Consider the following 18,886-nt stretch of genomic DNA (forward strand, 5'->3'; position numbering starts at 1 on the left):
TCTCCTTGTGTAACCGTGGATCGGCGGGTCAGCGCTGCAGGGTGAGGACACCCGGCCGGTACGGCAGTCGGTCGTAGGGACCGTCCGCGGTGGGGGACTTGCCCTGGTACAGGAACTGCAGGTGGCAGGGGTCGATGGTCATGGTCTGGTCGGGGGTGCTGCGGACCAGGTCGCCGTGGCTGATGTCGTCGGTCCAGGTGGCACCGCTGTTGGCCTTGCCCGCGAAGGGGTTGGTTTCGCCGGCGGCCTGCGGGGTCCACGCACCGCTCAGGCTGGAGGCGGTGAACGAGCGGAAGTAGCGGCGCTCGTTCGCGCCCCGGGCCTCGACGATCATGAGGTACTGGTTCTGGCCCTTGACCTTGTAGACCTGCGGCGCCTCGAAGAGGTTCTTCACCGTGTCGCTCATGACCGTCGTGTACGACGAGCCGAAGCTGCCCGGGAAGTTTCCGATCGGCATGCTCGCCCGGTAGATCTTGCCGTTGTCACCGGCGAAGAACAGGTACATGTTCTTCTCGTCGGCGATCAGGGTCTGGTCGATCGGGCCGGTGCCGGATTCGGTGCGGGGGATGCTGCCGGTGAACAGCGGCTGTGGCGCGGACCAGCCGCTGGGGTTGGTGGGGTCGGTGGACGTCCGGTAGCTGAAGGGCGACGCGCCCCACTGGTACGCGAGGACCCAGATCTTCTTGGGCGCGAAGTAGAACAGGGTGGGTGCCACCGCGTTCTGGCTCATCTTCGTCTGGCCGGCCGAGGCCATGTCGGACCAGTTCGTGAAGGGGCTGAACGCCATCGAGCCGTACGAGGTTCCCGACGCGCTCGACGCGTAGACCAGGTGCTTGCCGCCAAGCAGCACGTGGGTGAAGTCCTTCACCGCGGCCCACCCGTTCGACGGCTGTGCGAGGGGACCCGTCGAACTCCACTTGTACGTGGACGGAAGGGCGCACGTGCCGGCGCCGGTCGGGGTGGGGCCGGTCCACTTCTGGTTGCCGACGGACGCGCAGGTGTACAGCTGGATCCTGGTGCCGTTCGCGGTGGCAGCACCGACGGCGTCGAGGCACAGCCCGGACTGGACGCCGGTGATCGTCCCGTCGGCGTTGACGGTCCACTGCTGGTTGGCGCCGCCGTTGCAGTCCCAGATGACCACCGGGGTGCCGTTGGTGGTGCCCTTGCCCCTGGCGTCGAGGCACTTGTCGTCGTACACCTTCAGCTGCTTCGCGGCGGTGTGGGTCCAGCGCTGGTCGGCCTGTCCGCTGCAGTCCCGCAGTTCAGCCGGGGTGCCGTTGGCCGTGGCGGAGCCGGGGAAGTCCACGCAGCGGCCGGAGGCCACGCCCCTGATCTCACCGGTGCCGCCGTTCGGCTCGCCCGGGCCGGTGCCGGAGCCGGAATGGAGGGCGCTCATGACGGCGCTGTAGGCGGGCTTGGGCCTGCCGTCGTTGTCGAACAGCAGGGGGCTTTCGCCGCGTCGCCAGGAGTCGCTGTCGCGCACGCCCCACACCGTGATGCCGGTGCACCGGGCAACGGACAGGCAGGTGCTGACCGCGTTCGCATAGTGGGTGGGGGACGCCTGGGCGATGTCCAGCTCGGTGATCTGGACGTCGACGCCCAGCGCCGCGAAACCGGCCAGGGTGGTCTTGAAGCTCGCCGGCGGGCCGCCCGCCCCGAAGTGGCTCTGGAACCCGACGCAGTCGATGGGCACGCCGCGGGACTTGAAGTCCTTGACCATGCGGTGGACGCCCTGGGTCTTGGCGTCCGACCAGTTCTCGATGTTGTAGTCGTTGTAGCAGAGCTTGGCCGAGGGGTCGGCCGCGCGGGCGGTGCGGAACGCTTCCTCGATGAAGCCGTTGCCCAGCACCTTCTGGAAGACCGAGTCCCGCAGCCCGCCGCTGCCACCGTCGGCGAACGCCTCGTTGACCACGTCCCAGGCATAGACCTTGCCCTTGTAGTGGGTCATCTCGGTCGTGATGTGGTGGTTCATCACACTACGCAGCGTCGTCGCGTCGTGGATGGAGCCGACCCAGGAGGGGAGCTGCGAGTGCCAGACCGTGGTGTGGCCGCGTACGCGCTGGCCCCGTGCCAGGGCACGGTCGACGATCCGGTCGGCGGGGCCGAAGTCGAAACGGCCGCGGGACGGCTCGATGGCGTCCCACTTCATCTCGTTCTCCGGGGTGATCATGTTGAACTCCCGGTCGGCGATCGCCGTGTACGCGGAGTCGCCGAGCCTGCCGGCTGCCACCGCGGTGCCGAAGTACCGGCCCGAGGGGGCCGCCTGGGTCCCCAGGCCGGCGGCTCCGGCGGAGCTGGGGAGGAGCGTCACGACACCCGCCACCACTGCCGCGGCCGACAGTCCTACCGCCGCCGTCCGGCGACGCCGGCGGAGCCGGTGCAGGCCCTTCATGACTCTCCTCGGGGGTCCTGCGTACCGGTCGCCCGGAGCTGGTGGATGCGCTGCGTCATGGGAGGAACTTTCTTCAGGGGATACGTCGGTGGGGGAAGTCCGCCTGCCGCGCCGGTACGTCATGGCGGGCAGCGGGAAGAACACCCTGAAGTGGAGGCTTCCGAGCGCGCGGGCTCGTAACAGAAAAGTCGCGCCGCCCGCAGGATTGCCCCGTGATGCATCTCGCAGGCAGAAAGCGTTATGCGGGCGCCTCGGCCCGGTCGCGCCCGCGGAGAGGGGACGGCCGGACCGATCAACGGTGAACGCGGGTCACGGCGTGGTGCAGGAGTCGTGTCGGATCGTGCTGGAGGACCACCGGCCGTCACTACGTGCCTCGGCCGGATCGCCCGAGGAGCGGGTGCTCAGGCCCAGGTCGGACGTGCTGGAGGATCACCAGCCTCAGTGCGGAATCGGCCGGATCGGCCGAGGAGCCGGTGCTCAGGCCCAGGCACCGCGCACGATGAAGGAGGCCTGGCCGGCGAAGGCAGGTGTGCCGTCGGAACCGTCGAGCCAGATACCGCCGTCGCGGTGGCGCAGGACCGAGCCGGGATAGTTGTGCGCGTGCAGGGTCACCGATCCGGCGACCGCCCCGGGACGGGGACAGAAGGTCGCGTCCTCACGGAACAGTGCGCTGCCGTCGTCGGTGCTCAGCCGCAGCCGCAGGTAGTGATGGCGAAGATAGCGGCCGTCCGCGGCCCGGAAGGTGACGCACCGTGTGTCCGCCAACCCTCGGATGACCGTGAAGGTGCCTCGCTGTCGTGCCTGCGCGCTGCTGGACGCGGAGACGGGACCGAGCGTCACGAAGTCGCCGTCGTAAGTGGCGAACAGCCCCGCTCGGTCCGCGGACTCGAGCGACCGCGCGCCCAGCGGAACGGTTCCCGCAGCGGCGGACGGGCTCGTCGGGGAGGGCCTCGGCGAGGCCGGCTTCGTCGGGGACGGTTCGGCCGACTCGGTGGTGCGCAACGGGGTCGGCGCGGCATGGCCGGCCGTGGGAGCGGCCATGACGCCGGGCTCCCGGGGCGCCGGTTCGGGCCAGGCCGCGTAGGTGACGGTCCCGGCGATGAGCACCGCGCCGGCGGCGAGGCTCACCATCGGATGAGCGGTCACCGCGTGGAGTTTGCCGAACAGCACGCCGTGCAGACCGCCTCCCCCGGTGGACGCGCCGACGGCGACGGGTGCCGTGGCCAGCCCGGCGGCGCCGGCGGCCGTACCCGACAGCAGGCCCTTGGCGGCCAGCGCGGCCATGAGGCCTGCCGGGACGGCCAGCGTCATGAGGCCGAGCGGCAGGAGATCGGCCGGAACCCGTTCCGTCGACGCCGCCAGGCAGACCGGGCAGTCACGGGTGTGCCGCGCGATCCGCTTGCGCCACACCGACGCGGGGTGACCGTCCCAGCCGACGACGCTCTCGTCCAACTGCCGGCAGCGCGGGTCGGCCTCCAGCGCGGCGACGATCGTCCGGCACGACTCCAGCTGCTCGCGCATGCGCTGCAGGCGCACGCCGACGTGGGCGACCGTGAGCCCCGTCGCGGCGGCGATGTCCTCCCGGCTCAGCAGGCCGGCGCACTCCTGCCACCACAGCGACAGCAGCACCCGGTGGTCCGGGTCGAGCCACCGGCCGGCTTCGACCACCCGGCGGCGCTCGTCCGACACATGCAGCCGCAGAATCGTCACGTCCACCGGTTCGGCGCCGGCGTCCGGTATGCGGTGTGCCTCGTCGATGCCCGTGGTCCGGTCGGCGAACACGTGTTGCCGCTGCCAGTGGGTGTTGATCTGGCGGAGCGTGATCGACACCAGCCAGGACCGGAAGCTCTCCGGGGCACGCAGGGCGGGCAGGTCGCGCACCACGCGCAGCAGCGTTTCCTGGACGACGTCGTCGACATCGGCATGTCCGCTCAGCGCTCGCCCGGCGATGTTGTAGACCAGCGGCAGGTACGCGGCGATCAGCTCCTCGCGCGCCCGATCGTCACCGGCCTGCGCCGCGACGACCAGTCCCGCGTGGTCTGCATGAATGAGCCCCATTCCCACCTTCTCCAGGGGAGCGATCCGCCGAGTAGGCGGCACACCCTAGCCTCGACGAAGGCATACGGCCAAAGCCTGGACCGCGGGCGGTCGGTGCGGCCCGTGCCGACGGGAACGGTCGAGGTACCTGGTCCGGCACCCGGAGCACACAGGGGAAGGGCCCCACCCCGGGGCGAACCGGGATGGAGCCCTTCCTGTTCGTGCTGCTCGTTCGTGCTACTCCTGGACGGTGCGGCGACGCCGCATCCACCACACCAGGGCCGCGCCGGTGGCGGCGATCGCCGCGGCGATGCCGGAGATCAGGCCGATCGGGGTGTCCGATCCGGTGTCGGCGAGGCCGCCGTCCGGGTCCGGCCGGTTCGCCGGAGGCGTCGCGCCCCCGGTGCCGCCGGTGTCACCGTTGCCGGGCTTGGTCGGGTCCGGGCCCGGCGACGTGGGCGGATCGGTGGGGTCGGTCGGCTTCGGGGTCGGCTTCGGCGTCGGGTCGGGCTTCCCGTCATCCGTCACGGCGGCGCCGTTGCCGCCGAGGAACGCGGTGTCGCTGTCGCGGGCGGAGGTCTCCGTGCGCACGGAGTCCTGCGTCGTACGGGGCAGTTCACGGTGCTGCGCCGTGAACTCGACGCCGGTGATGTTCCGCTTGGGAACCTTTGCGAAGTCGACGCCGCCGACGAAGAACGTGTAGATCCGGCCGTCGCCGAGGGGCCATTCGTAGGTGAACTCGCCCTTGGTGAAGGACTTCACCATCTCCTGCCACACGGTCCGCTTGTCCCAGTGGGCGTTCTCACCGCGCAGCGGCCACCGCTTCAGGTTGTTGCTGTTGATGATGGGACGGAAGTCGGTCGCCTTCTTCGCGTCCTGCTGCCGGATCCACTCGGCCGCGACACGGGACTTGTAGACGCGGCGCAGGTCGGCGTACTTGGGGTCGGTGTTGATCTGCTTCTCGACGTGCGGGACGAGGTACTGGGTGATCAGCCGGTGGCTGCGCTCCTTCTCCTCCTTGCTGAGCTTCTTCGAGCAGTCCTCTCCCTGCACGGGGGTGGCGAAGTCCATCGCCGCGTGGTTGACCTCCAGCGGGGCGTCGAGGATGTAGATCCCGCCGTCCTGCTCGCGGACCTTCGCCCGGCCGGGAACGATCCAGTTGCGTCCCGATCCCCAGCACGGCACCCCGTCGACCTTGGGGGCGGCGTCCATGAACTCCTTGCCCGGGGACTTCTTGGGGTCCATGGCGCGGGAGAAGTCCCGCTTCATCTCCATGTCGGCCACGAGGAGGACACGGCCGGCGTCGGTTTCACCGAACGCCTTGTCCATGATGGTGTCGGGCTGGTCGGGGTTGAGGTTCACCCACTGCCGGTCCGGGGTGAGCGCCAGCCACGTGAACAGGGCGTCGGAGGCCAGTTCGAGCTTCGCCTGTCCTCCCCAGCCCGGGTTGTCGTCCTCATCGGGCATGAGGTCGGCCTTCATGGAGTAGTCCAGGGCCTTGCCCTTGACCGGGTTGCCGACGTACTGGAGCTCCAGGGTGGAGAAGTCCACCCCGCCCGGGCCCCGGCCGAGTGCGGACCGGGCGTTGTTCGCCAGGTACTGGTTCTGCAACTGCCGGGCCTGGGCCGGGTTCTGTCCCGAACCGTAGGCCATCGAGGCGCCCGGGCCCTGGGTGCCGCGGTTCGGCAGCGGGTTGAACACGTTGTACGTCTTCGTGTACTTCGTCTGCGGCCACAGGCCCTTCGCGGTCGCCCGGCGCTCCGCGATCCGGATCGGGTTGTTCCCGGTCCCCCGCTCCGCCCGGAGCTTGTCGTTCTCGGCCTTGTAGTCGCGGAGGGTGGCCCCGTTCGGCTTCTCCGAGGTGAACATCGTCAGGCGGTGCCGGGTGAAGTCGTACTTCGCGTCCTTGTGCCGCAGGATGATCCTGTCGGCCCGGAGCTGGGCCGGCTTGCGCTTGCCGTCGGACTTGAACTCCCCCAGCTCACCGGTGCGCTGGTTGTAGGAGTCGTACCGGCGGGAGGCGATCTTGTTGCCGTCCTTGTCGAAGATCTCGATCGTGACCTCGCACAGCCAGTCGGGGCCGACCATGTTGAAGTCCTGAACCGCCTTGACCTCGAACACGCCCCCCTTCTGCTTGCTGACCTGTGCGCTGATCAGGTTGACCTTCCAGCTGCCGAACGGCTTGGGGTTGTTCGACTCGTTCCGGTGCCGCTTGTAGCGGGAGTAGATCGCTCTGCGCATGTCCTCCGGGTCCTTGGAGGCCGCGTACGCCTGGTCCCACTTGTCGATGTCCGCGCGGCTGCCGGTGACCTGCCCCAGCTCGGCCGCCGTGGGCGCGGGAACGTTCTCGAAGCCCTTGAAGGCGTTGTTGTAGTAGTACTCCTCGTCCGGCCCGGACTTCGTCCAGTACTGCTCCCCCGTCGGTGCACCCGAGTTGTTCGGCGTACGCGGGACGGTCCTCTTCAGGTGCAGCTGATCGCACCGCTTGCCGCCGGTGATCTTCGCGTAGTCTCCGGGCGCGGCCGACGCCACGGACGGCAGACCGAGCAGCAGCACCGCCGCCGAGGAAACGACCGCCAGCGCGGCAGAGAGGCGCCTTTTCAGGCGCTGTCGTATAGGTGTGCTCACGTAGTGTCCCTGGTCGTGGGGGCCACGGGACTCAAGACTGCGAGGGCAGGCCGGACAAGGGGCCCCCGTATCGTGCCCGCTCCTGCCGCTCCACCACCCTAGAGGCCGTCAACACGCCACGTACAAGCGGTTGTTGCCGTGCCGTGTGATGACTCCGCGAAGATCCTGCGGGGGTGGCAGCACGGTTCGGTAGGTTCTGGCCCATGACCACACCCCACTCCGACTACGACTCCACCCGCCACCCCGACCTCCTGGTCTGGCTCGCCGAACGCCAGGCCGCCTTCGAGGACTGGGCCCGGGAAGCCGGCGGCGTCGGCCGGTTCGACTTCTCCGACGCGTCCCTCGATGCCCTGGAAGACCTCGTCAGGGAGACGTTCGCCGAGTCGGAGGAGATCACCGCACAGCGCCGCTCCCCCTTCGTCCAGGGCGCCGCGTGGTACATCGGCGAGACCCTGCGCCGACGGCGCGCGGGCTGGGTATGGAAGTTCGAACCGGACGTCGCCTTCGGCCTGCTCCCGGCGTTCTATCCGGCGGTCCCGGATCCCGTATACCTGGACACCCCCTGTGTCGGCGCACCCGATGCCAAGCCCGGCGAACACTGGTACCCCCTGAACACGCTGCGTCGACTCCTCATCACCGAGGACGAGTTCGACAACCCGGTCGACGAACGGCTCGTCGGCATGATCGAGGGCTGGTACGACGAAGACGAGGAGGACGACGAGTGACTGGCGCCGGCAGTGCGGGCGTCTGGCCCTTCTGCTGAATTGATGCGCTGAGGACGGCGTCGCGAACCGCTTGGCCGACTTCGACATCATGGTCGGCCAAGCCGTCGGACAGCCCGAGCCGGCCTGTGGGCCCGCGGCGCAGGCGCCACCCGAAGCGACTTCAAGATCCGGACCTTGTCCGGTCCACGCACCCGTACCGCCATGCCGACTGGCGTTCGTGCCGGCCGGAAGGACGCCGAGCCTGCCACGGGTGGCGGCTGTCGCCGGAATCCGTCCCGCACTTTCCCGTCCCGTGCGCACCGAACGTCCCGGCCCGTCCCGTACCGCTGCCAAGGGACTCCCGCATCACGAACCCCGACGGCACCATGGCTTCAGCATCAAGTCGCCTGCACAACAAACGACTTGGCCATCTCGGCATGCGTCCGTCGAGACATCGGCATCAACCCGCGAAGACAAGGAATCGGAGTGATACCCATCGGTACGACCCTTCCCGCCTCCCGGGTCCCGGCCCCCTTGCCGTCCCTCGCCCGCGCGGCACTCGTGCTGTTCGCCGTCCTGCTCGCCACGCTGGTTCCTTCCGCTCCCGCACACGCCCTGGACTCCACCACCTGGCTCCAGCGCAATCTCGCGGGGATCGGTTACCTGCCGTCCAGCGGCATCGACGGCGTCTACGGCTCCCAGACCAGCTCCGCGGTCCGTTCCTTCCAGCACGACAACGGTCTGGCCGAGGACGGCGACTACGGCAGCCGCACCGAACTCGCCCTGCACAACAAGGTGATGGAGGTGCAGCGCAAGGTCGGCACCACCGCCGACGGCGCCTACGGCGACGGCACCAAGTCCAAGGTGACGGCCTGGCAACAGGCGAACGGCCTGTCCGCCGACGGCATCACTGGCCCCGCGACCATGAACGCGATGCACATCGCCCGCACCGTGAAGATCACCGGCCAGTGGAAGATCACCGAGCACGGCTGGTCCGTGAGCAGCCAGTTCGACTGCCTGGACAACCTCTGGATCCGCGAGAGCAACTGGAAGGTGTACGCGACGAATCCCTCGTCCGGCGCATACGGCATCCCGCAGGCCCTGCCCGGCGACAAGATGTCCGTGGCGGGAGCGGACTGGCAGACCAACCCGGCCACCCAGATCGAGTGGGGACTCGACTACATCAAGTCGCGGTACGGCACCCCGTGCGCGGCCTGGTCCTTCTGGCAGTCCCACAACTGGTACTAGACGAAGAGGAGTTGACCATGACATCCGACCTCTCCCGACGCTCGCTGCTGCGCTACGGCGCCGGCGCGGTGGCCGCCACCGGCCTGGCCGTCGGCACCGGCCTGGCCCTCGCCGGCCCGGCCGCCGCCTACAGCTGGCCCTCACAGCTCTCCCAGGGCTCCAGCGGTGCGGCCGTCAAGGAGCTCCAGATACGGATCGCCGGCTGGGCCGCCGGCTCGGCCCAGCAGACCTACGTCTCCCTGGACGGCGAATTCGGTCCCGGCACCGAGGCGGCGCTCCGTCGGTTCCAGGCCGCCTACGGACTCACCGTGGACGGTGTGGCGGGGTCGCAGACGTTCAGCCGGCTCAACGCCCTGGAGAACTCCGACGGATCGACCGCGCACTTCGACTTCTCCGAGTTCGAGAGCAAGGACGGCTCCGGCTTCTCGGGCGGCAAGGTGAGCGCCACGACCGTCCAGGAGAACGTGCGCCGCAACATGTACAAGCTGGAGGCGCTCCGCAAGAAGTGCGGCGACCTGCCCGTCACGGTCAACTCCGGCTTCCGCAGCATCTCCCACAACGCGTCGGTGGGTGGCGCCTCCAACTCCATGCACCTGTACGGCATCGCCGCGGATGTCGCCATCTCGGGCCTCTCCACGAAGAGCATCTACCAGAAGGCCGAGACCTGCGGCTACTCGGGCCTGGAGACGTACACGGTCTCGTGGCAGCACGTCGACTCCCGGGTCGAGTACCCCTACGGGTCGCAGTCCTGGTGGTGGCAGGACGGCGTGGTCTGACCCTCCCGCCCCGTACCTGCCTTCCGCACGGCATCGCGGAACTCGGCCAGGGCCCGTGCGGGGCCGACCGGGTCGTCCCGCCGCCACCGGTCACGCGCCTTCTCGCCGAGAGCTGAGCACGGACCGAGGACGGCTTCAGGGGGGCGATCCGGTCGGGCCAGGGACTCCCCGGCCCGGACCCCGCACGTCCTCGCCACTGGACCCCTCACGGTTCACCTGTTCGGGCGCTCCGCGTGTCAGGAGAGACGAGCGGCCCCGAGACTGGAGAGCGGCCGCGCCTGCGCCCGTACCGCGTTCGGGCTCCTCAAGGCACCGTGGGCCCGACCGGAACCGGAGGCATCAATGATCAAGAAGCTCGAAGGAATGCCCGCGGGCGTCATCGGATTCGAAGCATCCGGCAAGCTGTCCGCCGAGGATTACCGCGACACGGTGCTCCCCGCGCTCGTCGAGGCCGCGGGGACGGGTGAGGTCCGGTTCCTGATCGTCGTGCGCGACTTCGACGGCATGTCGGGCGGGGCGCTGTGGCAGGACCTCAAGGTCGGGGTCGAACACCTGCGCGCCTGGAAGCGGATCGCACTGGTCACCGACATCGAGTGGATGACGCACGTCACGTCGCTCTTCGGCTGGATGACTCCCGGAGAGACCAGGACCTTCCGCACCGACCAGAAGGAAGAGGCGGTCACCTGGGTCTCGGGGTGACCAGGGTCCTGTCGAGCCCGGCCGTGGGGCAGTGGCCGGCCGCCGGACGGGCCGACGGCGCCCCTCTACGAGAGATCGACGGCTGACCGTATACGTCCCCGACGTCCAGGCGTTCAGCAAGGCCTGCCGCCGCGAACTCGACCGACGGTCACACCACGTGTGTCACCCGATACGACACGTGACCGGGGCGGCGTACCGGACGGCGCGGACCTAGGCTGGAAGCAGCCGCTGGGCACCGGCCCTGGCGAGCAACGCTGTCCGGACGGAGGCGTGGCGCGATGGCTGCCGAGCAGGATGCCCCGACCGCCGCTCTCGTGGTCGACCCTGACGGCACCGTGAGCGGCTGGAGCGAGGGCGGGCGGCTGCTGCTGGGCTGGACGGCGGAGGAGACCGTGGGGCGGCCCGTGTCCGACCTGTTCCATCGCCCATCCGACTTCCTCGAGAGCCACGGCACCGGCTCCGGCGGCGCGGGAGTCGTGCCGCTGCGCCACCGGGACGGTTCCACGGTGGACGCCGTGCTGGCGACGCATCCGCTGCGCGGCCCGGACGGGCGAGTGCTGGGCCACGTGGTGACCGCCCAGCCATGGGGACGCCGCCCGGTGATCGCCGATCGGGCCTTCGAACAGTGCCCCTTCGCTCTGGGCGTCTACGACCCTGAGCTGCGGTTCCTCTGGGTCAACGCCTCGGCGTGCCGGGTGATGGCGCACTCCGAGGAGCAGGTGCTCGGTGAGAAGTACCGTGAGCTGTTCCCGGAACTGGACGACATGGCCTACACCAACCAGCTCGCCGAGGTGGCGAGGACGGGCGAGCCCGCACGTCTCATCACCGTCTTCCGCCCGCTCGGCAGCAACTACGCCAATGCGTGGGCCACCAGCATGTGGCCCGTCCGAGATGCCGAGGGCCGGGTCCGCGCGGTCGCCAACTGGGGATTCGACATGAGCGCCGAGTACTGGGCCCGGCAGCGCCTGCTCATCCTCAACGAGGCTGGCGGCGGCATCGGCCGGACACTCGACGTGATCGGCACGGCCCAGGAGCTGGCCAGGACTCCGGTGCCGGGATTCGCCGATTTCGTCAGCGTGGACCTCTTCGACGAGGTGCTGCGGGGAGAGGAACCGCCTTCCGCGGCCGCGTTCAGCCCCGGCGGGAGCATCGAGCTCAGCCGTGCGGCGCAGTGCAGCGCGACGCAGGAGGCGGACCGGGCATCCGGGTCCGCGACACCCGTCAGCCATGCTCGCGGTTCCGTCGCCGCCCGCGCCATGACCACCGGCGTGTCCACGGTCGAGCTCGCCGCCGATCCCGGCCAGGGCGGCGAATGGGCCTTCGGGCCGGGACTGGCCGCCGACCCCGCCCACTGGCCACCGGGCGCGCCGTCGGTCGACGCGTCCATCGCCGCAGACGGGCTCACCGGCCGGATCACCGTGCCCCTGCGGGCGCGCGGCGCGCTGCTCGGTGTCGTCGCCTTCTCCCGTCGCGACCGGCCCGAGGCGTTCACCGCCGACGACCTGATCCTCGCCGAAGAGCTGGCCACCAAGGCGGCCGTCGCCATCGACAACGCCCGTCGGTACTCGCGCGAGCGCACGACCGCGCTGACCCTGCAGCGCAGCCTGCTGCCGCAGGGGCTGCCGAGCCAGGAGGCGGTCGAGGTGGCCTCCCGCTACCTGCCCGGCGGGGCCGAAGTGGAAGTGGGCGGTGACTGGTTCGACGTCGTTCCGCTGTCCGGCGCGCGGGTCGCCCTGGTCGTCGGCGATGTCGTCGGCCACGGCCTGCACGCCGCGGCCGGCATGGGCCGACTGCGCACGGCGGTCCGCACCCTCGCCGACGTCGACCTGCCGCCGGACGAGCTGCTGACCCACCTGGACGACCTGGTCCTCCACCTCGGCAGCGACCTCCGGCCGGCCGACGCCTTCCAGCCGACCGGCGAGTCCGGGGCCACCTGCCTGTACACCGTCTACGACCCCGTCTCCCGGCGCTTCACGCTGGCGAGCGCCGGCCATCCGCTGCCGCTGATCGTCTTCCCGGACGGCACCAGGACCCCCGTGCACGCACAGCCGGGCCCGCCGCTCGGCATCGGTGGGCTGCCGTTCGAGGCCACCGAGCTCGAGCTTCCGGAAGGCAGCCTGCTCGCCCTCTACACCGACGGACTGGTGGAGAACCGCGAGCGCGAGGTCGACCAGGGGATCGTCGAGCTGCAGCGGGTCCTGTCACACTCGGCCGGCTCGCTGGAGGCCCTGTGCGACACGGTGATGGACGTCATGCTCCCCGAACGCCGCACCGACGACGCCGCCCTGCTGCTCGCTCGCACCCGCGCGCTTGACCCCCACCACGTCGCGGACTGGGAGGTCGAGCCCGACCCCGCGCAGGTGCCGCGCGCCAGGAACTTCGCCGTCGACCAGGTGGACGCCTGGGGTCTGGAGGAGGTGTCGTTCGTCACCGAACTGGTCGTCAGCGAGCTGGTCACCAACGCCATCAGATACGGCGAGCCGCCGATCAGACTGCGGCTGATTCGCGATACCTCGCTGATCTGCGAGGTATCCGACGCGAGCAACACAGCTCCGCACCTGCGCCGGGCCCGCATCTTCGACGAGGGCGGCCGGGGCCTGTTGCTCGTCGCTCAGCTCACTCAGGGGTGGGGCACCCGGCACACCACGTACGGCAAGACGATCTGGTGCAGGCAGGCCCTTCCCCACGGGGTGCCGGGTGCACCGGTGTGAGTCCTGCCGATGACACGGTCGTGCCACCCGGTCTCGGCCTGGGCGGACGGCGTGGAACCGCGGGTCCACGCCTTCGCCGACGGAGCCGGGCGCACCGTCGTCGTCCCCGAGGCCGACGGCGCCGGTGGGACCGCCCGTTTCCACCATCCCCGACAGCGACGGCGCCGGTGGGACCGACCGTTTCCACCAGCGCCGTTGCCCGCACCGCTCCCGGTCGTGACCGGCCCTTCCGGTCAGCCGGTCGGCAGGCCCAGCCCGTAGTAGGTGACGTCGTAGCCGTCCACGTACCCCGCCTCGCCGCCGACGATCAGGTCGGTGGGATCGCTCGCGCCCGCCGCCCTGGCCGTGGCCACGAGCATCTCGGCGAGGGCACGGCCCTTCGGCTCGCCGGGGCCGCCCGCATCCACGCGCCACACCGGATCGTCGTCGCCGAAGACGGACGCCGTGTCCGGGAATTCGGCGACCGTGCCCCAGCCGAGTGCGGCCGGATCGATGTGGTCCGGGGCGAAGCAGGCGATCGAGAGCCGGTCGCCGCACACCACGTCGAAAAGGAGGGGCGCGCTTCGACCGTCGCGCCCGTACAACGGCATCCCGATCCGGATCCCCAGGGCCGTGGTCTCGGCAGGCAGCGCTCCCAGGAAATCTCCCAGCGACCGGGTGACGGTCTCCCAGCTACGGGCGGTCCAACCGCCCGGGAAACCGAGGCCGGCGTTGGCCTGATCCCGGTTGCTGCCGAAGAAGCCGCTGATCGCGTGCTCCTCGCCGTGGCCTTGACGCCAGAACCAGTTCTCCGCGGGGTCGGTGGGTTGCAGGACCAGCTCCGGACCCGACTTCCCGGCACGCAGTTCGAGCGTGTCCGGCCTGCCGCGCCAGCGCAGGAAGGGGGCGCCCCAGAGCGGCTCGCTGTCGTAGAACGGCCCCATCTCACCGTGCGAGCCCATGATGGACGGCTTGCCCAGGGCCGCGGTCAGTTCTTCCTTCGCGGCACGGAAGGCCGCCGCCTGCGCCGCGGCGTCCGGTGCGGGCACCGCCACCGGGACCGCGAGCTCCACGTACGACTCGCCGTCGACGTAACGCTTCTCGTAATCGCCGACCGGCCGCAAGCGGGCATCGCCCGAGGACCGACCGGTGATCAGCACGGGAGCGTCCGACGTCCCGCCCCAAGCCCAGCCCAGCCCGGCCGCCACGGCCCTCACACCCTCCGGCGTCCATCCGTCCGTGTCCACCGCGAGGAGTCGCCGGGCGAGCTCCCCGACGGACTCCTCTGCCACGCTTTCCTGTTGTACGTTCATCGGGCCATCCTGCCGCATCCTGGGCTGGATTCGCGCAGGTCGCACGCCGGTGGCCCCCGCAGGCCGCATGGTCCTGCCGCCGGCGGGAGTCGAAGCCCGGCTTCGCCGCACGGATCCGGCACGCCCGTGCGCGAGGCCGGTCCGTTCAGTCGCAGCAGTCGCAGCAGCACTTGCACGGGTTGCAGCAGCCACCGCCCCCGCCACAACCGTCACCGGAGCCGCCACCGGATCCGCCCGAGCCACCGGACCCGTGGCCGCCGCCACCCCAACCACCGGAGGAGCCGCCCGAGTTCCCGCCGCCCTGGCCGCCGAACCACCCGTCGCCCCCGGAGCCTTCCCGGGCCGAGCCGCCGTCGCGGTTGCCGCCGCCGAACTGCCAGGGCTCTCCGTCGTCGCCGGTGTCCGCGTCACAGCGGCAGCAGTTGAGGCACAACCCGCAAACGCCGCACAGTCGACGCCACTCGCGGCATCGCCGGCACTGTCCCTCCACCGGCCGGCCCGACGCCATCGACGCGCCCTCCGGGGCCGCGCCGGCGAGCGCCCCGACGCCGCACGTCGCGCCCGTGGCGGTCTCCGAGGGTGTCGCCGTCGCCGTACGGCGCCCCAGCCAGGGCAGCATGCGCAGGCCCTTCGCCTCGTGGCGGTGCTGGTGGTCACGGTGCCGAGGGTGGAAGACCCGGTCGACGGCACGCTCCAACTCACCGCCCAGAAGCGCACGTACCAGCCGATCGTCGACGAACACGGCATCGGACAGGGCGAGTCGGATCCCCTGGACGGCGTCGTCGCAGAGCCGGCGCACCTCGGCCCGGTCCGCGCCGGTCACGGCGATCGGGTTCCACGCGCCGGACGCCTCGTCCGCATCCAGGTCCTCCACCGCGTCCAGCAGATGCGCCAGGCGGCCGAACAGTCGGCCGGCCTCCGCCAGCGGTTCGACGTTGCCCGGTCGCCCGGTGAGCACCGCGGTGTGAGCGAAGGCGGCGGCGGTCGCCGTCTCCGTGGGCTCCGTGACCGTCAGCAGCGAGCCACCAGGACCGGTCAGCCGCTCGACCTCCGGCTGGCGCTCCACCGCCCCGATCAGCACCGCGGTGTCGAAGCCGAGCCGTTCGCCGCCCGCGGCGCCCGCGCGGTCCCAGCCCTGGGCGATCCGGCGTGCCGCAAGCGTCACCGGGCGGCGCCCCAACAGGCTGTCGCCGTCGGCGACATGGTCACGTATCTTCGCCGCGGCCAGCACCAGCGAGACCGTCGCCGCCAGCCGCGCGCCTTCACCCTGCGCCACGTCCGCCGACCGCATCCCGCGTAGCGGGCACGGACCGGCGCCTCGCCGCCAGTCGCCGGTCCGCTCGGACTGCGCTTCGGTCAGCACCGAGACGATCAGGCCGTCGTAGTTGGTGGCCACCCTCGCGAACTGCCCGTACTCGCTGCGCAACGCCAGGCACAGACCGCACAGATGCGCCATCCACTCGGTACGCAGACCCTCGCCCAGGCGATGACGGCATGGCCTGATGATTCCGAACACCGAAGTTTTCCCCCGTTACGCACAACAACCCGGTACACAGCCTGACGGGCGGCCCACGGCCGCACGACCGCGCGTGACGTCAACCGCATGTGACATGGACGCGCGGCCGACATCCTAGATGGTCCCCTCCGTGGGGTGCCCATGGAGCTGGGAACGCTCCCCCTCGCGGCCGTCCTCAGGAGGGCAGGTTGTGTTCCGCCCAGACCACCTTGCCGGTCACGGTGCGACTCGAGCCCCATCGACGGCACAGCATGTTGATGAGCTGGAGGCCCCGGCCGCCTTCGTCGCTGAGATCCGCGTGCTGGATCTGGGGCAGGTCGGGCCCCGTGTCCGACACCTCCACGACGAGGCGCTCGCCGCGCAGCAGCCGGAGCCTGCCCGGGCCGTTGCCGTAGCGCAGGGCGTTGCCGACGAGTTCGGACACGACGAGTTCGAAGACGTCGGCGAGCTCCGTCAGATCCCAGGCGGCGAGCTGGTCCGTGACCAGGCCCCGGGCCACGGACGCCGCGCGCCCTTCCTGCGGCAACTGCCACTCGCGCACGTCGGCCGGGCCGTCCGAGGCGGCCGGCGCTGTCGTCGCGACGAGGAGCACGGCCTCGTCGAAACGGGCGGCGTCGGCGGGAGCGCACCCGATCAGGCCGCCGCCTTCGAGGGCCTCGGGTGCCAGGGCGCGCGCCGCCGAGCGCAGACCGTTCAACTGGTGGTCCACGTCCCTCTGCCGGGACTTGACGAGACCGTCGGTGTACATGACCAGATTGCCGCCCGCCGGGACTTCCAGACGGACCGGGTCGTACGGGATCACTCCCGCGCCGAGCGGCGCGCCGACGGGTACGTCCACGAACTCGGCGGAGCCCCGCCCGTCGAGGAGCAGGGGTGGCAGGTGCCCGGCGCTGGCCAGCGTGTAGGTGGAGTCGGCCGGGTCGAACACGGCGCAGAGGAAGGTGGCGACCTGCTCGTCCTCCAGGTCGCGCGTGGCGAGGTCCAGGCGGGCCAGGACGCGCTCCGGAGCCATGTCCAGGGTCATGAGGGTGCGGGCCACCGCCCGCAGACGCCCCATGGTGGCGGCGGCGGGCAGCCCGTGCCCCATGACGTCGCCCACCATGAGCGCCGTACGTCCGCCGGGCAGGGCCATGACGTCGTACCAGTCCCCGCCCACTCCGTGGTGGGCGGTCGAGGGCGCGTACTCGGCCTGGACGCGCAGCCCGGGTGTCAGCGGGGTCGTGCGCGGCAGCAGAGTCCGTTGCAGCGAGACGACGTGCTCGCGCTCGCGCCCGTACAGCCGGGCGTTGTCGATGTAGACGGCGGCCTGGGAGGCCAGCTGTTCCGCCAGGGCGAGGTCGGTGGAGGAGAACGGTGGTGTTCCGGGGCCGCGGACGAAGTCCGCGCTGCCGAGCAGCAGCCCGCGGGCGATCAGCGGCACCGCGAGATAGCTGTGCACGCCGGCGGCTCGCATCTTCGCCGCGGCGCTCTCCGTCGGCGCGACCGTGCTGAAGTCGTCGTTCCGCATGCGGCTCACCAGCACCGGCTTGCCCTGCCGCAGACAGTAGCGATGGAGCAGCGTCTCGTGCTCCTTCTCGGCGCGGCCGAAGGTCTCGCCCACAGGAGTGGGCTCCAGCGAGGAGAGCTCCTCGACGGCGCACACCGCGATGGCCCGCATGAGCGGAACGCCCGCGCCCGTCCACCGTGAGCCTTCCTCGCCCCGCAGGACGCTCTCCAGGATGTCGACGGCGGCTCCGTCGGCGAAATCGGGCACGGTGAACTCCGCCAGCTCCTGGGCGGTGCGCTCCAGGTCAAGGGTGGTGCCGATCCTGGAGCCGGCGGAGTTCAGCCAGGCGAGCCGTCCGCGTGTGGTGAGCCGGTCGAGGGGGACCTCGCGTCCGGTCCGTCCGAGCCGCCTGCGAGCAGCGGCCGAGCGGTGCGCCGCGGCACCCCTCCCGGCCGAGGCGCGGGCTGCCAGGCGCCGTCTCCCCTTGCCGCCGTTCACTCTTTCGACCTCCAGAAAGGAACTCGACCGCTGTTGGTGCCCAGCATGCACCCCTGCCCGGCCGATCGGGTCGCTGCCGCCCCGGCAACCCACCGGAAGCCCGGCGGGCAGGGCGACCGAGCCCCTGGCACGAACCCGCATGACTGCCGTTTCCACTGGTCAAGCGGCCTGCGGCTCGCGTACCACCAGCATACGAAGAACCTCCTGGTCAGCTACTCACCGAAGAAGCCCGGCTTCCTCCAGGGGCACGCAAAGAGGCTCTGACCTGGGCCTTTGCCCGGCCGACGGCGGCACCGGCCGAGCGTCGGTAAGGGGCAGGGCGTCATCAGGGTCCTGATGTACCTTCAGGGGCGATCAGGAAGGCGCCGGAGACCACGTTCTCGTACGTGGCCCTCGCGCCCCTGCGATGCGGCTCGGGCAGCGCACTCGGCCGTTGCGGTTGAACGGGTTCAGCACTCGATGATGTTGACCGCGAGGCCGCCGCGCGCGGTCTCCTTGTACTTGACGCTCATGTCGGCGCCCGTCTCCTTCATGGTCTTGATGACCTTGTCGAGGGAGACCAGGTGGCTGCCGTCGCCGCGCATCGACATCTTCGCCGCCGTGACGGCCTTGACCGCCGCCATGCCGTTCCGCTCGATGCACGGGATCTGCACCAGACCGCCGACCGGGTCGCAGGTCAGGCCCAGGTTGTGCTCCATGCCGATCTCGGCCGCGTTCTCCACCTGTTCCGGGGAGCCGCCGAGGACCTCGGCGAGCGCGCCGGCCGCCATCGAGCAGGCCGAGCCGACCTCGCCCTGGCAGCCGACCTCGGCGCCGGAGATCGAGGCGTTCTCCTTGAAGAGCATGCCGACCGCGCCGGCCGCGAGCAGGAAGCGGACGATGCCGTCCTCGTCGGCGCC

13 protein-coding genes are annotated in these 18,886 nt (G+C 70.8%); 6 read left to right on the plus strand and 7 right to left on the minus strand.

The annotated features are described in order from the left end of the window. Positions 1 to 28: 28 nt before the first annotated feature. From ABT041_RS35385 to ABT041_RS35395, 3 genes are all read right to left on the minus strand, one after another. Positions 29 to 2,392 (minus strand): non-reducing end alpha-L-arabinofuranosidase family hydrolase, encoded by a 2,364-nt coding sequence (locus ABT041_RS35385; RefSeq protein ID WP_351192317.1) that lies wholly within the window; start codon positions 2,390 to 2,392, stop codon positions 29 to 31. Positions 2,393 to 2,869: 477 nt separating this feature from the next. Next, a complete protein-coding gene (locus tag ABT041_RS35390; protein ID WP_351192319.1) occupies positions 2,870 to 4,450 on the minus strand; it encodes a sigma-70 family RNA polymerase sigma factor in 1,581 nt (526 codons plus the stop codon). A gap of 216 nt (positions 4,451 to 4,666) precedes the next feature. Further along, complete coding sequence (locus tag ABT041_RS35395) at positions 4,667 to 7,057, minus strand: hypothetical protein (RefSeq protein WP_351192321.1); 2,391 nt, start codon at positions 7,055 to 7,057, stop codon at positions 4,667 to 4,669. 203 nt (positions 7,058 to 7,260) lie between these two features. On the opposite strand from ABT041_RS35395, the gene ABT041_RS35400 reads away from it, so the two are divergent. The 6 genes from ABT041_RS35400 to ABT041_RS39155 all read left to right on the plus strand — a co-directional run bounded on the left by ABT041_RS35400 (position 7,261) and on the right by ABT041_RS39155 (position 13,456). Further along, positions 7,261 to 7,782, plus strand: a complete 522-nt coding sequence (locus ABT041_RS35400; RefSeq protein WP_351192323.1) for a hypothetical protein — start codon at positions 7,261 to 7,263, stop codon at positions 7,780 to 7,782. Positions 7,783 to 8,247: 465 nt separating this feature from the next. Then, complete coding sequence (locus ABT041_RS35405) at positions 8,248 to 9,009, plus strand: peptidoglycan-binding domain-containing protein (RefSeq protein WP_351192325.1); 762 nt, start codon at positions 8,248 to 8,250, stop codon at positions 9,007 to 9,009. A 17-nt stretch (positions 9,010 to 9,026) separates the two neighbouring features. Then, entirely contained in the window at positions 9,027 to 9,785 is a 759-nt protein-coding gene (locus ABT041_RS35410) for a D-Ala-D-Ala carboxypeptidase family metallohydrolase (RefSeq protein ID WP_351192327.1), read from the plus strand. A 342-nt stretch (positions 9,786 to 10,127) separates the two neighbouring features. After that, the gene (locus ABT041_RS35415) at positions 10,128 to 10,484 is read left to right on the plus strand and encodes a SpoIIAA family protein (protein WP_351192329.1); all 357 of its coding nucleotides are present in this window, start codon (positions 10,128 to 10,130) and stop codon (positions 10,482 to 10,484) included. Between the two features lie 278 nt (positions 10,485 to 10,762). Further along, positions 10,763 to 13,195 (plus strand): SpoIIE family protein phosphatase, encoded by a 2,433-nt coding sequence (locus ABT041_RS35420; RefSeq protein ID WP_351192332.1) that lies wholly within the window; start codon positions 10,763 to 10,765, stop codon positions 13,193 to 13,195. Positions 13,196 to 13,204: 9 nt separating this feature from the next. Then, positions 13,205 to 13,456, plus strand: a complete 252-nt coding sequence (locus ABT041_RS39155; protein WP_502976674.1) for a hypothetical protein — start codon at positions 13,205 to 13,207, stop codon at positions 13,454 to 13,456. On the opposite strand, the gene ABT041_RS35425 is transcribed toward ABT041_RS39155, so the two are convergent. From ABT041_RS35425 to ABT041_RS35440, 4 genes are all read right to left on the minus strand, one after another. Continuing rightward, positions 13,429 to 14,487 carry a hypothetical protein gene (locus tag ABT041_RS35425; protein WP_351192334.1) on the minus strand — a complete coding sequence of 353 codons (1,059 nt, stop codon included), beginning with the start codon at positions 14,485 to 14,487 and terminating at the stop codon, positions 13,429 to 13,431. The genes ABT041_RS39155 and ABT041_RS35425 overlap by 28 nt on opposite strands. 145 nt (positions 14,488 to 14,632) lie before the next feature. After that, the gene (locus ABT041_RS35430) at positions 14,633 to 16,003 is read right to left on the minus strand and encodes a DUF5685 family protein (protein ID WP_351192337.1); all 1,371 of its coding nucleotides are present in this window, start codon (positions 16,001 to 16,003) and stop codon (positions 14,633 to 14,635) included. A 175-nt stretch (positions 16,004 to 16,178) separates the two neighbouring features. After that, a complete protein-coding gene (locus ABT041_RS35435) occupies positions 16,179 to 17,987 on the minus strand; it encodes an ATP-binding SpoIIE family protein phosphatase (RefSeq protein WP_351192340.1) in 1,809 nt (602 codons plus the stop codon). 449 nt (positions 17,988 to 18,436) lie between these two features. Further along, positions 18,437 to 18,886: L-serine ammonia-lyase, iron-sulfur-dependent, subunit alpha (locus ABT041_RS35440; RefSeq protein ID WP_351192342.1), on the minus strand; the 450-nt coding region annotated here is incomplete at its 5' end.

This window comes from Streptomyces sp. NPDC002825, assembly GCF_040295385.1.
Classification (GTDB): domain Bacteria; phylum Actinomycetota; class Actinomycetes; order Streptomycetales; family Streptomycetaceae; genus Streptomyces.